This window comes from Streptomyces sp. NPDC033221, assembly GCF_055577005.1.
The window spans coordinates 24,824-44,935 of sequence record NZ_JBVIQN010000019.1; the positions used below are offsets into that span (position 1 = coordinate 24,824).

Genomic DNA, 20,112 nt, shown 5'->3' on the forward strand with positions numbered 1-20,112 from the left:
GTGCGGGGCGGCCACGCCAAGCACGGGGGCCACCCGGCTCCCGACGGGGCGCCCATGACGCACCGTCAGATCATGGAGGCGATATCCGGGCTGCTGCTCGGCATGTTCGTCGCCATCCTGTCCTCGACGATCGTCTCCAACGCGCTGCCCGAGATCATCCATGACCTCAAGGGCGGCCAGAGCGCTTACACCTGGGTCGTCACGGCGTCGCTGCTGGCGATGACCGCGACCACCCCGCTGTGGGGCAAGCTCTCCGACCTGTTCAGCAAGAAGCTGCTGGTCCAGGTCGCGCTGGTGATCTACGTGGCGGGCTCGGTGGTGGCCGGTCTGTCGCAGAACTCCGGCATGCTGATCGCCTGCCGTGTCGTGCAGGGCATCGGCGTGGGCGGTCTGTCCGCGCTGGCCCAGATCGTCATGGCGGCGATGATCTCCCCGCGTGAGCGTGGCCGTTACAGCGGCTACATCGGCGCCACCTTCGCGGTCGCCACCGTCGGCGGCCCGCTGCTGGGCGGCGTCATCACCGACACCAGCTGGATGGGCTGGCGCTGGTGCTTCTACGTCGGCGTGCCGTTCGCGGTGATCGCCCTGATCGTCCTCCAGAAGACCCTGAAGCTCCCCGTGGTCAAGCGGGACGTCAAGGTCGACTGGGCGGGTGCCTTCTTCATCAGCGCGGCGGTCTCGCTGCTGCTGGTGTGGGTGACCCTGGCGGGCGACAAGTACGACTGGATCTCCGGCCAGACCTTCGCCATGGTCGGCGGCGCGATCGTGCTCGGCGCGATCTTCGTATTCGTCGAGTCCCGGGCGGCCGAGCCGATCATCCCGCTGCGGCTGTTCCGCAACAAGACGATCACCCTGGCCTCGCTGGCGTCGCTGTTCGTCGGTATCGCGATGTTCTCCGGCACCGTCTTTTTCAGCCAGTACTTCCAGCTGGCGCGCGGTGAGTCGCCGACGATGTCCGGGATCATGACGATCCCGATGATCGGTGGTCTGTTCATCTCCTCGACCGTCTCCGGTCAGATCATCACCAAGACCGGTCGCTGGAAGGCCTGGCTGGTCTCCGGTGGCGTACTGGTCACCGCGGGCCTCGGCCTGCTGGGCACCATCCGGCACGACACCGAGTACTGGCACATCGCGATCTTCATGGCGCTGATGGGCCTCGGCATCGGCATGATGATGCAGAACCTGGTGCTGTGCACGCAGAACCAGGTCGCCCCGAAGGACCTCGGCTCCGCCTCCTCCGTCGTGACCTTCTTCCGCTCCCTCGGTGGTGCGGTGGGCGTCTCGGCGCTCGGTGCGGTGCTCGCCAACCGCGTCACGCACTACGTGAAGGACGGCGTCCAGGAGCTCGGCCCGCAGGCCGCGGCGAAGTTCGCCCAGGGCGGCGGCGGTGGCGGCGGCGGCATCCCGGACCTGGACGCCCTCCCGGCGCCGTTCCGGACGATCATGGAGAGCGCCTACGGGCACGGCGTCGGCGACGTCTTCCTGTACGCGGCTCCGTGCGCGCTGCTCGCCTTCCTGCTGACGCTGTTCATCAAGGAGGTCGCGCTGAAGACCCAGGGCGGCCTGGCGCAGTCCGACGAGTCGGCGGCGGCCCCCGCCGCTGCCGGTGCGGCCACCGCCGCGGCCCCGCAGCCGGAGCCCGCCCTCGTGGGCGCCGGTGCCCCGGTGGGCCGGGACGACGACGGCCGGGCGCCCTCCTGGGCGCAGCAGCCGGCGGCGTCGGCCACCACCCAGCCGCTGGCGGCGTACGCCTCGGCGGGCGGCGGTGACGAGGTCCCGGCCGGCCCGGCGATCCACGGCTCCGTCCGCAACGCGGAGGGCCACCCGGTCGGCAACTCGGCAGTCACGCTGATCTCGCTCAGCGGCAGCCAGCTGGGCCGCTCGGTGGTCCAGGCCAACGGCTCGTACGTGCTGAACGCCCCCGGCGCCGGCTCCTACGTGCTGATCGCGGCGGCCGACGGCCACCAGCCGCAGGCGTCCACGGTCGTCGTCGGCGAGCAGGCCCTGGCCTACGACATCCTGCTCAGCGGCACCAGCGGCCTCGGCGGCCAGGTCCGCAGCGCGGTCACCGGCGAGCCGGTGGCGGACGCGATGGTCGTGGTCACGGACGTACGCGGCGAGGTGCTGGCCACCGGCAAGACCGCGCCGGAGGGGTACTTCTCCTTCGACGAGCTGGCCCCCGGCACGTACACCATCGCCGTCAACGCGGCCGACTTCCGGCCGACGGCACTGCCGGTCGAGGTCGGCGGGCAGGGCACGACCCGGATGGAGATCGAGCTGCTGTCCGGCGCCCGGGTACAGGGCGTCGTACGGGCCGGCGCCGAGCGGCGTCCGCTGCCGGACGCGCGGGTCACGCTGGTGGACGCGGCGGGCAACGTCGTGGCCACCTCCACCACCGGTGAGGACGGCGCGTACGCCTTCACCGACCTGGACGCGGGCGACTACACGGTCATCGCGAGCGGCTACCCGCCGGTCGCCAACGGCCTGACGGTCGACGCGCGCGGGGTCGACGGATACGACGTCGAGCTGGCCCACCCCGGCGAGTGACCCCGGGCCCGGGGCCCCGCCGTACGTCGGCGGGCCCCCGGGAACCCCGGTTCACCCCGGGGCGAAGAAACCCCGGTCCGCGGTGTCCTTTTGAGCGGAGAGGCAGCACGGGCCGGACCCCAGGGCTCCGGCGGCGGTACGCGCACAGGCAGGGGACGGCCTGCGTGCCGCCGCCCGGAGCCCGACATGTGAGAGGCAAGAACGGGAGTGGGAATGACTTCGACGGGCGCAGCAGCGGGAGCGGCCAAGGGCGCGGGCGTACGCGCGCAGGTCCGTACACGGGACGGCTGGGCGGTGCAGCACGCGGTGCTGACCGTCACCGACATGACCGGCACCCAGGTGCTGCGCGCGGCGGCCGACGAGGACGGTGCCGTACGGGACGCACAGCCGCTGGCCCCCGGCCCGTACACGGTGATCGTGACGGCCGTCGGCTACGCGCCGGTCGCCTCCAGCGCGATCGTCACGGCGAGCGGCCGGATGGACGTCGGCAACGTGGTGCTGGCCCGCCAGGGCGGGGCCGAGCTGCCGCCGCCCGGCGCCTGGACCATCGACCCGATGCACTCGACGGTCGCGGCGACCGCCCAGCACCTGGGCATCACCAGCGTGCACGGCCGTTTCCTGGACTTCGCGGGCCGTATCGAGATCGCCGAGGACCTGGAGAAGTCGTCGGTCGAGGCGGTCATCAAGACGGCGTCGATCGACACCGGCAACGGGATGCGCGACGGGCACCTGCGGACCGGGGACTTCCTCGACGTCGAGCAGTACCCGGACATGATCTACCGCAGCACCGGCCTGGAGCCGGCCGGCCCGGACCGCTGGACCGTGCACGGCGACCTGTCGCTGCGCGGCGTGGTCCGCCCGGTGGACCTCGACCTCAGCTACCTCGGTACCGGCCCCGACCCGTGGGGCGGCGTACGGGCGGCCTTCAACGCCACCGCCGAGCTGCGCCGCGAGGACTTCAAGATGAACTACAACCAGGTCGTCGCCGCCGGAATCGCGGCGATCGGCACGACCCTGAGGGTCGAGCTGGACATCCAGGCCGTACAGGGCGAGAACCTGCCCACGGCCTGACGACCCGCGGCCCCTCCCCCCGACCGGGGTCGCATGCGACGGTGCCCCGCCCCTTGCAGCGCTGCAAGGGGCGGGGCACCGTCGTATGGAGAGTCCGTCAGTTGGTCTTGCACTTGTTCCCCGTGGCGGGGTTCAGCAGGCCGATGACGTCGATGGTGTTGCCGCAGAGGTTCAGACCGAGGTCGATCGGAACCTGGATGGCGTTGCCCGACAGGATGCCGGGCGAGTTGGCGACCTTGGCCCCCGCACCTGCGTCGGCGACGGCGGTACCAACGCTGCCGAGGACGGCGGCGACGGTCAGGACACCCGCGCTGATGGCAGTACGAACGCGCATGTGGAGCTCCTTACGCTGCGCTGAGAAATGATCAGATAAGAGGTAGACGCGGCGGGGTAGGGGAAAACCGCCGCGCCCGCCGATGCCCACGTTCGGCGGCCCCCCTTCACGCGTTCGGACGCGCGGGACGCCCGTGCGGCGGCGGGAAGTGGTAGAGCCGCCGGCGGAGCGGTGCCGCGGCCTCGGTTACCGGGTGGTGGGGTTCTGATCCGTACCGTCACCGTCATGCGCGCCGTCGTGATCGCCGTCCGGGTCACCTTCGGTGCCGTCCGCAACGGCCGCCGCCCGCTCGCGCTCCCGTTCCCGCTCGCGCATGGCCTCGATGCCCGCGATCTGGAGGTCGAGGGCGAAGGCGAAGTCGTCGTCCAGCATCCGTTCCGCCGACATGTCCTCGCGGGCGTACGTGGCGTTGACGGACAGCTCCATCGTCTCGGCGAACCGGGGCCGGCCCTGCACCGCCTTCACGACCTGGTGGAAGTACTCGTCCAGGGTGGTGCCCTCGGCCCGGCAGCGGGCCCGGTGCTGACCCTGGATGCTGCAGAAGCCGTAGACGAACTGATAGACCGCCGCCAGCGCGCCCGACGTCGACTTCTTCGACAGGCCGCTGCGCGCCATCACCCGCAGCGTCGCGTTGGAGAACGCCATCGAGCGCGGCCCGAAGTTGAGGTACTCCCCCAGCAGTCTCGGCAGCCAGGTGTGGGCGAGCAGCAGCTTGCGGTACTCGAAGGCGAGGTGGCGCAGCTGGTCGCGCCAGTCGGCCTGCTCATCGGACTCGTCCGGCAGGTCCAGCTCGCCGGCCACCGCGTCCATGGCCAGTTCCAGCAGGTCGTCCTTGGTGTCGACGTACCAGTAGACGGACATGGCCGTGACGCCCAGCTCGGCGGCGAGGCGGCGCATGGAGAACTTCGCCAGGCCCTCGGCGTCCAGCAGCCGGACCGTGGCCTCGACGATCTTGTCGAGGTCCAGTCCGGCCGGCTGGTCCGCCTTCCGTTTCACCGGGGGGCGCTCGGTCAGCCACACGCTCTTCGGCTGCTTCTCGGCGCGGCTCGAAGTTGCTGCCATCTCGCGCCCTCCCTCTCGTTCACGCAGTGGTACGCAGTCGATGCTATTCCGGCCGGGCGGCGGCCGGTCCCGGGCGTACGGGGTCGTCTTCCGGGGCACCGGGCCCGGGTACGGCGGAACCGTCGGCAACGGCGGCGACGGCCGAACCGGAGGCCGGAACGCCACGCTCCGCACGCCGCAGCAGGAACGCCGCGAGCAGCCCGCCGAGGAAGACGGCGGCCGCGCCCACCAGTTGGCTGGTGCCGATACCGGAGGCGAACGCGTCGTGAACAGCCGCCCGGTCCGCGTCCGTACGGGCCATGGCCAGCGCCGCGGGCAGTGAACCCGCGCCCAGGGCGACCGCCGGGAGCAGCGCGGCAAAGCGGGAGTTGAGGACCGCGCCGAGGACGGCGACGCCCAGGCCCTGGCCGAACTCCATCAGCGTGCCGTTCACGCCCGCGCCCACCCCCGCCTTCTCCACCGGGATCGACGACATGATGGCGTTGGCCATGGTGGGCATCGCGAACGCCACACCCACACCCATCAGCAGCAGGCCGAGCAGCATGCCGCCGTAACTGCCGCTGCCGAGGGTCGCGATGGCGGCCAGACCGCCGGCCAGCAGGCTCATACCGACCACGATCATGCCGGGGGTGCCCAGCTTGGGCAGCAGCTTGACGCCCAGGCCGGTGAAGTTCAGCGCGACGACCATCAGCGCCAGCGGCGCCATCCGCAGGCCGGCCTCCAGCGGGCCGTACCCGAGCACCAGTTGCAGGTGCTGGGTGAGCAGGAACATCGACCCGCCCAGGCCGAACGCCACCAGGATGCCGCCGGACACCGCGCCGATGAACCGGCTGTTGCGGAAGAAGTGCATGTCCAGCATCGGGTTCGGGATGCGCAGCTCCCACAGCGCGAAGACGGTGAGGCCCACGACGCCGACGGCGGCGGAACCCAGCACCCGGCCGGAGAGCCAGCCGCTCTCGGGCCCGGAGATGATCGCGAAGACCACGCCCACCATGCCGATCATGGAGAGCAGCGCGCCGACCAGGTCGGGACGCTCCCCGTTGGAGTTCTTCGACTCAGGGACGAGCCGCAGCACGGCGACGAAGCCGATGAGGGCTACCGGAATGTTGATCAGGAACAGCGAGCCCCACCAGTAGTGGGCCAGCAGCGTGCCGCCGATCAGCGGCCCGGCGGCGAAGCCGAGCGAGTTCACCGAGCTCCAGATGCCGATGGCCTTCGGGCGCTCGGCGTCGTCGAAGATCTGCATGACGACGGCGAGGGTGGTCGTCATCAGCAGCGCGCCACCGACACCCATGGCGGCGCGGGCCGCAATCAGCTGGCCGGGCGACTGGGCGAGGGACGCGGCGAGCGAGGCGACGCCGAACAGCACCAGGCCGAGGGCGAGCATCTTCTTGCGGCCGTACCGGTCGGCGGCGTTGCCGGCGGTGAGCAGCAGGCCGGACTGGACCAGGGAGTACGCGTTGAGCATCCACTGGACGTCGGCGGTGGTCGCGCCCATCTCCTCGGTGAGCGAGGGGACCGCGACGTTCAGGACGGTGTTGTCGAGCAGGACGGTCAGCTGCGCGAGACAGATGACGGCGAGGATGAGCCAGCGGGTGGGATTGCGGGCCGGGCTCAAGGGTGGAGTGGCACCGGAGGCCACGGAGGACATACAGGCTCCCTGTACGGAGTGATCGAGCGGATCAGCGGGACATCTACACCGTACAGGGGGCGCTATACGCCGTACAGCCAATTAAAGGGGAGCTGAGTGGTGCGGCTGCGAACGTCATGAGGCGGGTCGGGTCAGGTCATACAGTGCCGCACCCCCGATGTTCACCTTCTTGAAGGCCTTCTCGACCCAGCTCGCGATGTCGGACGAGGTCGACTTCTCGGCACTCCCCGCCCCGAAGAAGCCGCCGCCCGATCCGCCGCCGATGAAGTAATGGATCTTCCCCTGGCGTACGTACTCCTTGAACTGTTCGAGCGTCGGCGACGGGTCGCTGCCGTTGAAACCGCCGATGGGCATGACCGGCAGGCGGGTGGCGAGCTGATAACTGGCGGCGTTCTGGGAGCCGATGGCGGCGGCGGCCCAGGTGTAGTCACCCGCGTCCTTCTGGAGGGCGGCCTTGGCCTTGGCGCTGACCTGCCGGCCGTTGAGGAGACCGCCGAGGGCGTTGTGGCGGGCGGGGGCGCCGGGGGGTTGGCTTTGGCCCCGGGCCTGGCCTTGGCTCCGGGCCTGGCCTTGGCCCTGGCCTTGGCCGGGTGGCGGGCCCCCCTTACCGCCCTTACCGGGCTTTCCGGCCCTCCCGCCGGGGCCCGGACCACCGATGATGATCATGCCGCCGTGCCGGCCCCCGGCGCCCTTGACCGTCGGGCCCGCGGTGACGATCGACCCGGTGTGCGGGGTGCCGACCGTGTTCGCCGCGTATGCCACCGGGCCGCCCAGTCCTGCGGTGACGCCCAGCCCGGCGGCCACCACGGCCAGCCGACGGCCCAGCCGTACGGACGGCATCCGTACGGACAGCAGCAGCCCCAGCGCCGCCACGGCGCCGACCGCCACCACGGCCCAGCGCAGCCACGGCAGCCACTGCGGCGAACGCGCCAGCAGGACGTACGCCCAGGCGGCCGTCACCGCGACCGTGCCCGCGAGGACCAGTACGGCGGCGGTACGGTCGCGTCGCCGCCACAGCAGCGTCCCGCCCATCGCGACCAGCGCCGCGATGTACGGGGCCAGGGCGATGTTGTAGTACTGGTGGAAGATCCCGGACATGAAGCTGAACGTCGCGAACGTGATCAGCAGCGCGCCGCCCCACACCAGGAACGCCGCCCGCGCGGCATCGGTCCGCCCGGCCCGCCGCAGCACGACCAGCCCCGCGGCCAGCAGCAGGAACGCGGCGGGCAGCAGCCAGGAGATCTGGCCCCCCATGTCGGAGGTGAAGAGCCGGGTGATGCCGGTGTCGCCCCAGCTTCCACCGCCTCCACCCCCGCCGCCGCCTCCACCGGGGCGGCCGCCGCCGACACTGCCGGTCTCGTTGCCGCTGATGCGGCCGAGGCCGTTGTAGCCGAAGGTCAGCTCCAGGAAACTGTTGCTCTGCGAGCCCCCGATGTACGGACGCGAGCCGGCCGGCCACAGCTCCACGATCGCGACCCACCAGCCGCCGGACACGACCATCGCCAGCCCCGCGACGAGCAGTTGCCCGATCCGCCGACGGAGCCGCGTGGGCGCGCAGACGGCGTACACCACCGCCAGCGGCGGAAGGATCAGCCACGCCTGCAGCGTCTTGGTCAGGAAGGCCAGCCCGAAGCAGACGCCCACCGGCACCAGCCACTTCGTACGGGCGTCCTCCAGGGCGCGCAGCACGCCGTACACCGCGCAGACCATCAGCAGGCACAGCAGCGCGTCGGGGTTGTTGAAGCGGAACATCAGCGCGGCGACCGGCGTCAGCGCGAGCAGCGCCCCCGCGAACAGCCCGGCGCCCGCGCCGAACCGGCGCCGTACGGCCGCGTACAGCACACCGACCGTGGCGACACCCATCAGCGCCTCCGGCACCAGGATGGACCACGAGCTGAGCCCGAAGAGCCGCACGGACAGGGCCATCGGCCACAGGGCGGCCGGGGGCTTGTCGACGGTGATGGAGTTGGCGGCGTCGGAGGACCCGAAGAAGAGCGCCTTCCAGCTCGCGGAACCGGCCTGGGCGGCCGCCGAGTAGAACTGGTTCGCGTAACCGGACGCGCCGAGGTCCCAGAGGAAGAGCGCGGCGGACGCGAGCAGCAGCGCGACGAGGGCGGGGCGGGACCAGCGGGGGGAGGCGGCGGGGGTGGGGTCGGGAATGGAGTCGGGAGTGGAGTTGGGAGTGGGGTCGGGGGCCGGGTCCGCAGGGGCGGGGGGTGGTGACTGCGCATCCGTGGCATCCGGGGCATCCGGGACCGCCGCCGGATCTTCTCCCGGTTCATCGGTGAGACGGGGGTGGTACGTGGTCATCGAGCGCTCCTGCCGAGGTGGGCCGGTACGGCCGTGTGCTGGTCCGGTACGGCCGTGTGCTGATCCGGTGCGGTGCACCGGCTGTCCTCGCCGGCTCCGGCATCCCCACCGCCTCCGGCGTCCCGCTCCCGGTCCGTGAAGACCCACGCCCGGAAGAGCAGGAAGCGCAGCACCGTCGCCGCGAGGTTCGCGGCCACCAGCACCGCCATCTCGGTGCCGTGCGCGGGGTCGCCGGTAGCGGCGTCCAGCGCGGCCAGTGAACCGCTGGTCAGGGCCAGTCCGATGCCGAAGACGACGAGTCCCTGGGCCTGGTGGCGGACGGCGCGCTCACGGCCCCGTACGCCGAAGGTCAGCCGCCGGTTCGCCGCCGTGTTGCCGATCGCCGACAGCAGCAGCGCGGCGGCGTTGGCCGGCTGCGGCCCGACGCCGAGCCGGAAGAGCGAGTACAGGCCGAGGTAGAGCAGCGTGCTCAGCGCGCCGACCACGCAGAAGCCCATGACCTGGCGGGCCAGGCCGCGCGGTACTCCGGTCAGTTCGCGGTCGCGCGGGTCGTCGCCGAAGGGGCGGGCGAGCCGGTCCAGCGGCAGGGCCCCGGTCGCCAGCGCGCGGCCCACACGCCAGACGCCCTTGAGGTCCTCGGTGGCCGTCCGCACGATGTGCACGGTGCTGTCCGGGTCGTCCACCCAGTCCACCGGGACCTCGTGGATGCGCAGCCCGGCGCGTTCCGCGAGCACCAGCATCTCGGTGTCGAAGAACCATCCGCTGTCCTCGACCATGGGCAGCAGCCGCTCGGCGACATCGCCGCGTACGGCCTTGAACCCGCACTGCGCGTCCGAGAAGCGGGCGGCCAGCGAGCCGCGCAGGATGAGGTTGTACGAGCGGGAGATGAACTCCCGCTTCGGGCCGCGCACCACCCGCGAACTGCGCGCCAGCCGCGAGCCGATCGCCAGGTCGGAGTGGCCCGAGATGAGCGGGGCGACCAGCGGCAGCAGCGCGTTCAGGTCGGTGGACAGGTCGACGTCCATGTAGGCGAGCACCGGGGCGTCGGAGAGGGCCCAGACCGTGCGCAGTGCCCGGCCGCGGCCCTTCTCCTCCAGGCGTACGGCCGTCACTTCGTCGATCATCTCGTCCAGCGACGCGGAGATCTCAGGGGTGCGGTCGGTGCTCGCGTTGTCCGCGACCGTGATGCGGAAGCCGTAGGGGAAGGTGCGGGAGAGGTGGTCGTGGAGCCGGCGGACGCACGGCTCCAGGTCGGACTCCTCGTTGTAGACGGGGATCACGACATCGAGCACCGTGTCGATCTGGCCGAGGCGCAGATGCTCACGGGGCGGCAGGGAGCCCAGGGGGGTGTGGGCCGGCTGTGTCGTCGTCATGGCACCGACCCTCGCCACCCGCGCTGTCACGGTGGTGTGGTGCTGCTGTGCCCAGGCTGTGAATGGCCGTATTCAAGGGGCGTATGGGACTACTGAGGGGCGCGTGCGGCGTCGCGCGCCGGTCCGCCGACGGGAAGCCGGACGCGGAAGACGGTCCGCCCGGGAACGCTCTCCACCCCGACCGTACCGCCGTGCGCCGCCACCACGGCCTCCACGATCGCCAGCCCGAGCCCCGTACTGCCACCACCGGCCCGGGGGCCCTCATCGTCCGTACGGGAACGGGAAGCGTCCCCCTCCGTACGGGAACAGGACGCGTCCCCACCCGTACGGGAACGCGACGCGTCGCCGCGGGCGAAGCGCTCGAAGACGTGCGGCAGCAGGGCGGGCGGCACACCGGGGCCGTCGTCCCGCACCTCCAGCCGGACGAAGTGCCCAGCCCCGGGCAACGGCATCTCGCGCCGCAGACAGGCGACGACCGTGGTGCCCTCCGGAGTGTGCGTACGGGCGTTGGCCAGCAGATTGACCAGGACCTGGTGCAACCGGTCGGCGTCGGCCCGTACGGACACGGGGTCGGCCGGCAGCTCCAGGCGCCACTTGTGGCGGGGCCCGGCGGCGCGGGCGTCGCTGACCGCGTCCACGACGAGCGGCGCGAGATCAGTGCTCTCGTACGACAGCGGGCGCCCGGCGTCCAGCCTGGCGAGCAGCAGCAGGTCCTCCACCAGGCCGGTCATCCGTACCGCCTCGGACTCGATGCGCCCCAGGGCGTGCCGGGTGGCCGGGCCCGGTTCCTCGCGGCCCCGCCGCGTCAGCTCGGCGTAGCCGCGTATCGAAGCCAGCGGCGTACGCAGCTCGTGGCTCGCGTCCGCGACGAATCTGCGGACCCGCGTTTCACTCTCCTGCCGCGCGGCGAGCGCCGAACCCACGTGCCCCAGCATTCGGTTGAGGGCCGCGCCGACCTGCCCGACCTCCGTACGCGGATCGGCCTCGGCGGCCGGCACCCGCTCGTGCAGGGCGACCTCGCCGCGGTGCAGCGGCAGTTCGGAGACACGGGTGGCGGTGGCGGCGACCCGGCGCAGCGGCCACAGCGCGATACGGACCGTGGCGGCGCCCGCGAGGCCCGCGGCCACCAGACCCGCCGCGGTCACACAGACCTCGACCACGACCAGCCGCCCGACGACATCCTGCACCTCGCCGGACGGCAGACCGACCAGCGCGGCATCGTCCGGCGCCGACTCGACGCGGTAGTCACCCAGGTCGGGGAGGGTGACGGTGTGCGGGCGCCCGTCCCGCGGGACCGCGGCCAGGGCTCGTTGCTGCTCATCGGTCAGCGTGACCACGTTCTGCGCGGGCAGCGGGCTGCGCGCGTCGATGCTGCGGCCCGCCGCGGTGATCTCCCCCTCGGCGGAGAGCCGCGCGCCGACGGTGCCGATGGGCCGGCCCGGCGCGGCGATGAATCCCAGGTCCCGGTGGCCGGTGAAGTCCCCCGGCCGGCCCACGGAGTGCCGGGCCGACTCGCGCAGCTTGTCGTCGAGCTGGTTCTGGAGGTAGGAGTGCAGCGCGATGGTGGTGACCGTGCCGATCACCGCACACACCACCGCGATCAACAACACCGCCGAAACGATCAGCCGCGTACGCAGAGTCCACCGCCGCGGCCGCAACCGAACCCGCCGGGGGCGACGGTGCCGGTGCGCGGATGGGGGGAGGAGTGCCCGCCGGGGCCTGGCGAGGGCGGTGGGGGTGGTGGGGATGGAGGGGGTGGGGCTGGGGACGCCCACTCCGGCCAGCCCGGCCACTCCGGCCCTCACGTCGGCCACCCCGCCCCCACTCCTACAGCTCCGGCTCCGGCTCCCGGTCCCAGCCCCGACCCCGGCCCCGCTCCGTCCCCTGCTTCCCCCGCTCCCCCACTTGCCGCTCCGTCGGGCATCCGCACTCGCGCCCGCAGCCGCACCCGCTATCCGCCCGGCTTGATCAGGTATCCCGCCCCCCGGCGGGTGTGGATCATCGGGCTGCGGCCCGCGTCGATCTTCCGCCGCAGGTACGAGATGTACAGCTCCACGACGTTGGCCTGGCCGCCGAAGTCGTAGCTCCACACCCGGTCCAGGATCTGGGTCTTGCTCAGCACCCGCCGCGGGTTGCGCATCAGGTAGCGCAGCAGCTCGAACTCGGTGGCCGTCAGGTGGATCTCCTGGCCGCCCCGCCACACCTCGTGGCTCTCCTCGTCGAGCAGCAGGTCGCCCACCGCGAGCAGCGACTCGCCGCGGCTCGCCGCCGCGCCCGCGCGGCGCAGCAGGCCACGCAGCCGTGCCACCACCTCTTCGAGGCTGAACGGCTTGGTCACGTAGTCGTCGCCGCCCGCCGTCAGCCCGGCGATCCGGTCCTCCACCGCGTCCTTCGCGGTCAGGAACAGCACCGGCACCTCGGGCAGTTCGTGCCGCAGCCGTCCCAGTACGGTCAGCCCGTCCATGTCCGGCAGCATCACGTCGAGCAGTACGGCGTCCGGCCGCCACTCACGCGCCGCCCGCAGCGCGGCCGTGCCGTCGCCTTCGGCGCGGATGTCCCAGCCCTCGTAACGCAGCGCCAAGGAGAGGAGTTCGGCGAGCGACGCCTCGTCGTCGACGACCAGCACCCGCACCGGGCTCCCGTCGCGACGCAGCAGCAGCTCGGCAGGCTTCTTCGCGGTGGATGTGGACGCTGTCACGGTCATGCTGTCGAGGCTGACCACCCCCTCTGAGAGCCGTCTTGCGCGTATCTGTGAATCCCCTGAGAAACACCCGTCACCACAGCACGGATTCAGTGGAACCGGACTGGGCCGCCCCCCGCGCGGTCCAGCCGGTCACCACTTCCCTCAGCATGGCACCCACCACTGACAATCGCCCTGACCTGCGGTTTCACCCTCCCACCGGGCGAAACGCCCCCGCGTCCCGCCCGCCCACGTCCACTCCCGCCTGCCCCCGCCCGCCTCTTCCCTTCACGCCGACGTCAACCCGTACCGTCACCGCATGAAGATCCTGGCCCTCAACGGCAGCCTGCGCGCCCGCTCCTCCAACGGCGCCGTCCTGCGTTCCGCCCTCGCCCTCACCGACGCCGCGTCAGCCACCGCCGACATCGCCGCGCTTCCCCACTTCGACCCCGACCTGGACACCGAAGGCGCCACGCCACCCGCCCCGGTGGCCGCCCTGCGCCGCGCCGTGGCGGACGCGGACGCCGTACTGGTCGTCAGCCCGGAGTACGCCCACGGCGTCCCCGGAGTCCTCAAGAACGCCCTCGACTGGCTGGTCAGCAGCGCCGAATTCCTGGGCAAGCCGGCCGCCGTACTGACCGCTTCCCCCTCGCCGGCCGGCGCCGAGTACGCGCACGAGCAGCTGCGCGAGACCCTGCGCATGATGTCCGCCGACGTGGTCCCGGACGCCTGCCGCAACCTCACGGCCATCGCCCCGAAGACCGACCCGGCCACCGGAACCGTCACCGACCCCGCCACCCTCCAGGAGCTGCGCACAGCCATGGCAGCCCTGACCGCCGCGGCAGCCGCCCCCTCACCCACCCCGCCCAGGGCGCGCGCTGTCTGACGGCCTTCCCACCCGCTCAGATCCCGAACAGCCGCCCCGCGTTCCCGTAACAGACCCCCCGCAGCCAGCCGTCCCCCATTTCCAGCCGCGCCAGCGCCTCCAGCGCGTGCGCGTACCCGTACGGGATGTTGGGGAAGTCGCTGCCGAACAGGATGCGTTCGCCCAGGTCCGCGAGCCGCCCCCGCTCCGTACGGGGGAAGGGCGCGGCCCGCTCGGCAAAGTCCGTGAACGCCATCGTCGTGTCCAGGTGCACGCCCTCGTAGCGCGCCGCCAGGTCCAGGAAGTCCGTGTACTCCGGCACCCCCATGTGCGCGACGACCAGCCGCAGCCGCGGATGCCGGGCCAGCAGCCGCCCGACCGGCTCGGGCCCGGTGTGCTTGCCCGGCGCGGGCCCGGAACCGCAGTGCACGACGACCGGAACCCCCGCTTCCGCGAGCGCGCCCCACACGCCGTCGAGCCGTGCATCCCCGGGATCGTACGCCCCCACCTGCACGTGAGCCTTGAACACTCGTGCCCCGGCGTCCAGTTCGGTACGCACGTACTCCGCGGCCCCGGTCTCCGGGAAGAACGTGGCGGTCCGCAGGCAGCCCGGCGTACGGGCCGCGAAGTCGGCTGCCCAGCCGTTGAGCCACTGGGCCATGCCCGGCTTGTGCGGGTAGATCATCGAGGTGAAGGCGCGGACGCCGAAGCCGCGCAGGACGGCCAGCCGTTCGTCCTCCTCGTAGCGGTACGTGATCGGCCACGCGCGCCCCACCAGCGGCCCGGCGGCGTCGAAGTACGCCCAGACCTTGGCCAGTACGCGCTCCGGCATGAAGTGCGTGTGCACGTCGATCAGCCCCGGCAGCCCCAGCCCCCGCCAGAGCGCCTCGACCCGCTCGTCACCGTCCACCGCCATGGTCACGCCGCCCCCCGCCGTACGACACCGGATACCGGCTCTCAGCTCTCAACCCGAGCCCGAGGCGATCGTTGCACCTAGCACCTACTGAGGGCCACCCTTCGCCCTGACCTCGCCCCCCACCCTCAGAACAAACTCCCCTGCGCCCCTCCCTTACCCTCCCCCTCACCCCTCCCATCCCGCACTTCCGCCGTAGTCACCCCACCCACCGCACCAACCAACACCCAACCCGCCAACAACCGCCCGTCCACCACGAAAACCCTGCTCCCTCCCCCCGCATCCCGCACATACACATCAGCCCCCACTCCCGCCACCACACTCCCCACAACCTCATCCCCCGTCGTCAGCCCCGTGACCTCACCGACCGCCCTCGCCGGAATCCGCGCCAGCCCGAACGCCTCCGTATGGTCCGTCCATGCGAACGCGGCCGGTTCCAGCGCCTCCGGCCACCCGGCCAGCCCCCGCGCCGTTGCGTGCAGTTCGGCCAGCGCAGCCGCCCGCTCCGGCACCGGCGGCAGCCCAGCCCGCACCGCCCGCTTCTCCGCCTTGCCGAACCGGTCCCGTACGTCCAGGGCGCTGCCCAGCAACGCCTCCGCCCGCCGCGCGGCCATCAGCGGCCCGTACCCCAGCCACGCGTACGTGACCGCCCCCTGCTCCACCAGCCGTGCCGCGCCGCGCTCGGCCGCCGTGATGCCCACCTTCAGCAGGCCCGGCCCGAAATACGCCAGGTAGACGCCGTACGTACGCGGATCGTCGGCCATCGTGTCCGCCGCCACCGACCGCGAACGGTCGAGCCGCGCGCAGTCCGCGCACTGGTCCCGCGCGCTCCCGCCGTCGATCACCGCCGCGTACGGGCAGGCCGTCCACCGCGCGCTCCGCCGCACCCCGAGGCACCGCCGCTCGCCCGTCACCGCGAAGGCCAGCGCCTTGTCGGCGGGCAACGCGCTGCGCCGACGCGCGCCGCGCTCCGGGGCGTACCAGCCGAGCCCCGGCTCGTTCCCGGCCCAGCTCGGCCCCGTACACCACCAGGCCCCCGCCGCCGCGCTCATTCCCCGGCCCCCGCCGGCTCGGCCCCGGCCCCCCTGAAGGTGCTGCGGTACGCACTCGGCGACACCCCGACCGCGGCCTGGAGGTGCTGCCGCAACGAGGCCGCCGTACCGAATCCGGCGTCCGCCGCCACCCGGTCCACCGTCAGCTCCGTCTCCTCCAGCAGTTGCCGCGCCCGCTCGACGCGCTGCTGGGTCAGCCACTGCAACGGCGACACCCCGACCTCCTCCCGGAACCGCCGGGTGAAGGTCCGTACGCTCATTGCCTCGCAGGCGGCCAGTTCACGCAGGGTCACCTGCCGGTCGAGGTGCTTCAGCGCCCAGGCCCGGGCCGCGGCCGTCGAGGAGTACTGCGGTTCGGGGACCGGACGCCGGATGAACTGGGCCTGCCCGCCCTCCCGGTGGGGCGGCACGACCGTACGGCGGGCCACCTCGTTGGCCACCGCCGCCCCGTGATCACACCTGACCATGTGCAGGCACAGATCGATCCCGGAAGCGACTCCCGCGGCCGTGAGAACGCCATCCTCATCCGTGTACAGAACATCCGCGTCCAGCTCCACCGCCGGGAACAAGTGCCGGAACTGCTCCGTCGATCCCCAGTGCGTCGTCGCCCGCCGCCCCTCCAGCAGCCCGGCCGCCGCCAGCACGAACGACCCCGTGCAGATCGACGCCACCCGGGCCCCGGGACGGATGCGCGCCACGGCCCGCGCCATCTCCTCGCTCAGGCACCCGCTGTCCGTCCCGTAGTCCTGCTGCGAGGCCGGCACCACGACGGTGTCCGCCTCCGCCAGCGCCTCGGGCCCGTGCCGCACATTGACCGTGAAATCCACGTCCGTACGGATCTCCCCCGGCTCCGGCGCACACGTCACGACCTCGTACAGCCGCTGCCCGTCGGCCGTCTCGGCCGTGCCGAAGATGCGGTGCACGATCCCCAGCTCCATCGGCAGCAGCCCGTGCCGCACCAGTACGGCGACCCGATGCCGCCCGTCCCCCGCGAAGACTCCCGCGGCCGTACCTGCCCCCACGCCCATCCCCATGCCTATACCCATACCCGCACCCCTACCCATGGCCCGATCCTTGCACATGCTGGCCATCCGGTCACTCGTCCCGCCACCGCCCCGCACCCCAAGATCGACCCATAGAACGAACTCCCGCCCTCCCCTCCCACCCTGTTGGAGATTCCCCATGAAGGTCCTGTGGCTGGCAGCCCACCCCGAAGAGCGCTCCCTGAACGGCTCCCTCAAGGACGAAGGCCTGCGCGTCCTGCGCGAGCACGGCCACGAGGTACGGCTCTCCGACCTCTACGCCATGAAGTGGAACCCGGTCGTCGACGCCGGCGACTTCGGCCACTCCCCCGAGGAACGCCTGCACGTCGGCCGCGCCGCCGCACACGCCCACAGCAGTGGCACGTTGAGCCCCGACATCCGCGAGGAGCAGGAGAAGGTCTCCTGGGCCGACACCCTCATAGTGCAGTTCCCGCTCTGGTGGTACGGAATGCCCGCCATCCTCAAGGGCTGGTTCGACCGCGTCTTCATCAAGGGCTTCGCGTACGGCATCGAGGACCCCGCCACCGGACAAGCACTGCGCTACGGCGACGGGCCGCTGACCGGCAAGCGCGCCATGGCCGTCGTCACCGCCGGCGCCCGCGCCTCCTCCATCGGCCCCCGCGGCGTCAGCGGCGACCTCAACGACCTGCTCTTCCCCCTCCACCACGGCACCTTCTGGTACACCGGCATGCAGGCGATGCCGCCGTTCCTCGTCCCCTCGGCGGACCGGATGACCCCCGCCACCTTCGAGGACACCGCCGACCGGCTCCGCGCCCGCCTCCTGGACCTGCCCTCGGCCCCGCCCCTGTCCTTCCGCCGCCAGAACTCCGCGGACTACGACCCGGAAACCCTCACCCTCCGCCCGGACCTCGCCCCGCACACCACCGGCCCGGCCCTGCACTACACGGAGACCCCGTAATCCGCTTCCCCCACACACGCCACGCAAAAAAGACCGGTCCGGCACGTTTCCGTGCCGGACCGGTCTTCGCAGTAGCGGGGACAGGATTTGAACCTGCGACCTCTGGGTTATGAGCCCAGCGAGCTACCGAGCTGCTCCACCCCGCGTCGGTTCGTCAGACTCTACGCCACACGCGCCCACAAGGGAAATCCCCGCCCTTCACCGCCGTACAGCACGACAAAGCCCCCGTCCGGATTACCCGGCGGGGGCTTTGACCTGCTGTGCGCTCGGCAGGATTCGAACCTGCAACCTTCTGATCCGTAGTCAGATGCTCTATCCGTTAAGCTACGAGCGCTTGGCTTTCCGGCGGTTTTTCTTGCCGGTCGGCGTTGCAGAAAGAACATTACACGAACCACGGCGTGAGGCGAAATCCGATTGCCCCACCCCCTCTGACCTGCGGAAACGTCCTGATCGCGGCGGGCCGGAACTACTCGGTCCAGGGGGAGTCCTCGACGATCCGTACGAAGTCCGGACGGGTGCGCTCCGGATCGAGGCGGGTCAGGACGTCCGCCGCGGCGGTGCCGGTGGTGGTGCCCGGGCGGTGGGCGATGCCCTGGTGGACGGCGCGGAGGAAGCGGCGTTTGAAGTCGGGGCGCGGGTGGGCCGTGAGGATCTCGTCGCGGGTCTCCGGCGGCAGGGTGTCGTAGCCGGTGCCGCGTACGTCGAGATCGACGCCGGCCGCGAGGAGGGCGATCTCCGGGGCCATGCGGTGGGGGATCTCCGGCGTGGTGTGCAGGGCGACAGCTTCCCAGGTCAGGCGCGCGCGATCGGGCGGGACGCCGCGGTCGGTCAGGAAGCGGCGGGCCGCGTCGGCGCCGTCCAGTTCGTAGCGCTGCCGGGAGCCGCGGAAGCGGGCGGTCAGGCCCAGGGCGTGGAAGAGGGCGGCGATGTAGAGGAGCTCCGCGTCGAAGGCCAGGCCCCGCTCGCGGCCGTGCCGGGCGGCGAAGAGGTAGACCCGGCGGGAGTGGTGGTAGATCAGCTCGTCGGTGGTGTTGCGGATCAGCTCGGTGGCTTCCCTGGCCAGAGCGGAGTCCGGGAGGGGGATGCCGGCGATGTGGGTGAGGGTGGTGTGGGCGGTGTGGGTCGCGCGGCGGGTGGCGTGGTGGGCGGTGGCGGTGGATGGGTCCGGGGCGGGCTGGTCCGGGGTGGGCGGAGGGGGCCGGTCGGGCGGCATGTCTGGAGTCATGTCGGGGGGCATGGGGCCAGGGTCGCCCGGGGAGCGGGGGCGCGCCCGGAGAGTTCCGGTCACATGTGGCGGGGGGGGGCAGAGCCGATGGGCCGTGGGATCGTACGGCGGGTTCGGTGCACGGCTCCGGGGGGAGAAAAGCGTTCAGGCCCCGGTCGTGACGACCGGGGCCTGAACGAACAGAGCGGAGGCGGAGGGATTTGAACCCTCGATGGGCTTTAAAACCCAAACCGCATTAGCAGTGCGGCGCCATAGACCGGACTAGGCGACGCCTCCACACACCCCGACCGCGCGCAAGCGCGATGTGGCGTGACCAGATGATGGCACAGCTCGGCGGGCTGTCACCAATCGACCCCCACGGTACTCGGCGGACCGGCCGACCGGCAAAGGTCTTTACGAGGTGATTCGGGCGGCTTCCGGGCCGTGAATCGAACAGGGTTCAAACATGGCGGCGGGCGGCGGGACGCGCGCAACGTCGGGCCCGGCGGCGCGTTAGACGCTGCGGGGACGGGTCGGGTCCCGGCAGGGACGCCCGCGTACCGCCCCCGTATCCGCTGTCCCCGTACCTCGCACCTCCTGGAGTCCGCGATGCCGTTCCGCCGGCTGTCCCGCTTCGCCACGGCTGCCACCACCGCCACCGCCGCCCTCGCCCTGACGGCCCCGGCCGCCGTGTCCGCCGGGCTTCCGTCCGCCGCGGCGCCCCGCCCCCTCCTGGCGCGCTCCTCCGACCACCTCACGATCACCGTCAGCGACTCCGGCAAGACGGCCACGAACGGCACGTACGAGCTGTACTGCCACCCGGCGCGCGGCACCCACATCGACGCGCGCGGTGCCTGCGACAAGCTCGACAACCTGGCGCGGTGGGGCAAGGACCTGTTCGCGGGCGTGCCCAAGGACAGCAAGTGCACGATGCAGTACGGCGGCCCGGCCACCGCGCGGATCACCGGGACCTGGGCGGGGCGCACGGTCAACGCCCAGTTCAGCCGCGCCAACGGATGTGAGATCAGCCGCTGGAACCGCTTCGTGCCGGTGCTGCCCTCGGTCGCTTCGTGACGGAGAAGCGGGCC

The 20,112-nt window shown here is 72.0% G+C and carries 16 protein-coding genes and 3 tRNA genes; 5 read left to right on the forward strand and 14 right to left on the reverse strand.

Annotation, left to right across the window (positions count from 1 at the left end; translation table 11 throughout):
• Nucleotides 1–54: 54 nt before the first annotated feature.
• Together ACZ53K_RS23940 and ACZ53K_RS23945 are read left to right on the forward strand one after the other, a co-directional pair.
• Nucleotides 55–2,547 carry an MFS transporter gene (locus tag ACZ53K_RS23940; RefSeq protein WP_468840420.1) on the forward strand — a complete coding sequence of 831 codons (2,493 nt, stop codon included), beginning with the start codon at nt 55–57 and terminating at the stop codon, nt 2,545–2,547.
• Between the two features lie 213 nt (nt 2,548–2,760).
• The gene (locus tag ACZ53K_RS23945) at nt 2,761–3,618 is read left to right on the forward strand and encodes a YceI family protein (protein WP_468840134.1); all 858 of its coding nucleotides are present in this window, start codon (nt 2,761–2,763) and stop codon (nt 3,616–3,618) included.
• Nucleotides 3,619–3,715: 97 nt separating this feature from the next.
• Here the strand turns inward: ACZ53K_RS23945 and ACZ53K_RS23950 are convergent, their stop codons facing one another.
• The 7 genes from ACZ53K_RS23950 to ACZ53K_RS23980 form a co-directional block, all read right to left on the reverse strand.
• Complete coding sequence (locus ACZ53K_RS23950) at nt 3,716–3,952, reverse strand: chaplin (protein ID WP_030017571.1); 237 nt, start codon at nt 3,950–3,952, stop codon at nt 3,716–3,718.
• A 186-nt stretch (nt 3,953–4,138) separates the two neighbouring features.
• Nucleotides 4,139–5,014 carry a TetR/AcrR family transcriptional regulator gene (locus ACZ53K_RS23955; RefSeq protein ID WP_468840137.1) on the reverse strand — a complete coding sequence of 292 codons (876 nt, stop codon included), beginning with the start codon at nt 5,012–5,014 and terminating at the stop codon, nt 4,139–4,141.
• A 43-nt stretch (nt 5,015–5,057) separates the two neighbouring features.
• Nucleotides 5,058–6,665, reverse strand: coding sequence for an MFS transporter (locus tag ACZ53K_RS23960; protein WP_468840139.1), 1,608 nt, complete (start codon nt 6,663–6,665; stop codon nt 5,058–5,060).
• 114 nt (nt 6,666–6,779) lie between these two features.
• A complete protein-coding gene (locus tag ACZ53K_RS23965; RefSeq protein ID WP_468840141.1) occupies nt 6,780–8,975 on the reverse strand; it encodes an ArnT family glycosyltransferase in 2,196 nt (731 codons plus the stop codon).
• Entirely contained in the window at nt 8,972–10,348 is a 1,377-nt protein-coding gene (locus ACZ53K_RS23970; RefSeq protein ID WP_468840144.1) for a bifunctional glycosyltransferase family 2/GtrA family protein, read from the reverse strand. The genes ACZ53K_RS23965 and ACZ53K_RS23970 overlap by 4 nt, the downstream gene beginning before the upstream one ends.
• Before the next feature lie 89 nt (nt 10,349–10,437).
• Entirely contained in the window at nt 10,438–11,958 is a 1,521-nt protein-coding gene (locus ACZ53K_RS23975; protein ID WP_468840146.1) for a sensor histidine kinase, read from the reverse strand.
• Nucleotides 11,959–12,299: 341 nt separating this feature from the next.
• Nucleotides 12,300–13,052 carry a response regulator transcription factor gene (locus tag ACZ53K_RS23980; protein ID WP_468840147.1) on the reverse strand — a complete coding sequence of 251 codons (753 nt, stop codon included), beginning with the start codon at nt 13,050–13,052 and terminating at the stop codon, nt 12,300–12,302.
• A gap of 295 nt (nt 13,053–13,347) precedes the next feature.
• Between ACZ53K_RS23980 and ACZ53K_RS23985 the strand changes: the two genes are divergently transcribed.
• Complete coding sequence (locus ACZ53K_RS23985) at nt 13,348–13,914, forward strand: NADPH-dependent FMN reductase (protein ID WP_468840150.1); 567 nt, start codon at nt 13,348–13,350, stop codon at nt 13,912–13,914.
• A gap of 16 nt (nt 13,915–13,930) precedes the next feature.
• On the opposite strand, the gene ACZ53K_RS23990 is transcribed toward ACZ53K_RS23985, so the two are convergent.
• From ACZ53K_RS23990 to ACZ53K_RS24000, 3 genes are all read right to left on the reverse strand, one after another.
• Nucleotides 13,931–14,809: an amidohydrolase family protein gene (locus tag ACZ53K_RS23990; protein ID WP_468840422.1), complete on the reverse strand. Its 879-nt coding sequence runs from the start codon at nt 14,807–14,809 to the stop codon at nt 13,931–13,933.
• Nucleotides 14,810–14,934: 125 nt separating this feature from the next.
• Nucleotides 14,935–15,858: a DUF2797 domain-containing protein gene (locus ACZ53K_RS23995; protein ID WP_468840153.1), complete on the reverse strand. Its 924-nt coding sequence runs from the start codon at nt 15,856–15,858 to the stop codon at nt 14,935–14,937.
• Nucleotides 15,855–16,892, reverse strand: coding sequence for a GlxA family transcriptional regulator (locus ACZ53K_RS24000; RefSeq protein ID WP_468840424.1), 1,038 nt, complete (start codon nt 16,890–16,892; stop codon nt 15,855–15,857). Before ACZ53K_RS24000 ends, ACZ53K_RS23995 begins: the two co-directional genes overlap by 4 nt.
• A gap of 148 nt (nt 16,893–17,040) precedes the next feature.
• Here ACZ53K_RS24000 and ACZ53K_RS24005 point away from each other — a divergent pair, with 148 nt between their 5' ends.
• Nucleotides 17,041–17,820, forward strand: a complete 780-nt coding sequence (locus ACZ53K_RS24005; protein ID WP_468840156.1) for an NAD(P)H-dependent oxidoreductase — start codon at nt 17,041–17,043, stop codon at nt 17,818–17,820.
• 72 nt (nt 17,821–17,892) lie between these two features.
• Here ACZ53K_RS24005 and ACZ53K_RS24010 read toward each other — a convergent pair.
• The 4 genes from ACZ53K_RS24010 to ACZ53K_RS24025 all read right to left on the reverse strand — a co-directional run bounded on the left by ACZ53K_RS24010 (nt 17,893) and on the right by ACZ53K_RS24025 (nt 19,321).
• Nucleotides 17,893–17,966 (reverse strand) — tRNA-Met (locus ACZ53K_RS24010).
• Nucleotides 17,967–18,081: 115 nt separating this feature from the next.
• Nucleotides 18,082–18,154: transfer RNA gene (locus ACZ53K_RS24015), tRNA-Arg, on the reverse strand.
• 132 nt (nt 18,155–18,286) lie between these two features.
• On the reverse strand, nt 18,287–19,057 hold the full coding sequence (locus ACZ53K_RS24020) for an HD domain-containing protein (RefSeq protein WP_468840159.1): 771 nt from the start codon (nt 19,055–19,057) through the stop codon (nt 18,287–18,289).
• A 173-nt stretch (nt 19,058–19,230) separates the two neighbouring features.
• Nucleotides 19,231–19,321, reverse strand: a tRNA-Ser gene (locus ACZ53K_RS24025).
• A gap of 312 nt (nt 19,322–19,633) precedes the next feature.
• Between ACZ53K_RS24025 and ACZ53K_RS24030 the strand changes: the two genes are divergently transcribed.
• Nucleotides 19,634–20,098 carry an SSI family serine proteinase inhibitor gene (locus ACZ53K_RS24030; RefSeq protein ID WP_468840162.1) on the forward strand — a complete coding sequence of 155 codons (465 nt, stop codon included), beginning with the start codon at nt 19,634–19,636 and terminating at the stop codon, nt 20,096–20,098.
• Nucleotides 20,099–20,112: the final 14 nt, after the last annotated feature.

Coding starts and splice junctions, on each gene's coding strand:
- ACZ53K_RS24000 (WP_468840424.1), bottom strand. CDS start 16,892: ATGGGGATGGGCGTGGGGGCAGGTACGGCCGCGGGAGTCTTCGCGGGG.
- ACZ53K_RS23980 (WP_468840147.1), bottom strand. CDS start 13,052: ATGACCGTGACAGCGTCCACATCCACCGCGAAGAAGCCTGCCGAGCTG.
- ACZ53K_RS23990 (WP_468840422.1), bottom strand. CDS start 14,809: ATGGCGGTGGACGGTGACGAGCGGGTCGAGGCGCTCTGGCGGGGGCTG.
- ACZ53K_RS23965 (WP_468840141.1), bottom strand. CDS start 8,975: ATGACCACGTACCACCCCCGTCTCACCGATGAACCGGGAGAAGATCCG.
- ACZ53K_RS23955 (WP_468840137.1), bottom strand. CDS start 5,014: ATGGCAGCAACTTCGAGCCGCGCCGAGAAGCAGCCGAAGAGCGTGTGG.
- ACZ53K_RS23945 (WP_468840134.1), top strand. CDS start 2,761: ATGACTTCGACGGGCGCAGCAGCGGGAGCGGCCAAGGGCGCGGGCGTA.
- ACZ53K_RS23960 (WP_468840139.1), bottom strand. CDS start 6,665: ATGTCCTCCGTGGCCTCCGGTGCCACTCCACCCTTGAGCCCGGCCCGC.
- ACZ53K_RS23950 (WP_030017571.1), bottom strand. CDS start 3,952: ATGCGCGTTCGTACTGCCATCAGCGCGGGTGTCCTGACCGTCGCCGCC.
- ACZ53K_RS24030 (WP_468840162.1), top strand. CDS start 19,634: ATGCCGTTCCGCCGGCTGTCCCGCTTCGCCACGGCTGCCACCACCGCC.
- ACZ53K_RS23970 (WP_468840144.1), bottom strand. CDS start 10,348: ATGACGACGACACAGCCGGCCCACACCCCCCTGGGCTCCCTGCCGCCC.
- ACZ53K_RS24005 (WP_468840156.1), top strand. CDS start 17,041: ATGAAGGTCCTGTGGCTGGCAGCCCACCCCGAAGAGCGCTCCCTGAAC.
- ACZ53K_RS23985 (WP_468840150.1), top strand. CDS start 13,348: ATGAAGATCCTGGCCCTCAACGGCAGCCTGCGCGCCCGCTCCTCCAAC.
- ACZ53K_RS23995 (WP_468840153.1), bottom strand. CDS start 15,858: ATGAGCGCGGCGGCGGGGGCCTGGTGGTGTACGGGGCCGAGCTGGGCC.
- ACZ53K_RS24020 (WP_468840159.1), bottom strand. CDS start 19,057: ATGCCCCCCGACATGACTCCAGACATGCCGCCCGACCGGCCCCCTCCG.
- ACZ53K_RS23940 (WP_468840420.1), top strand. CDS start 55: ATGACGCACCGTCAGATCATGGAGGCGATATCCGGGCTGCTGCTCGGC.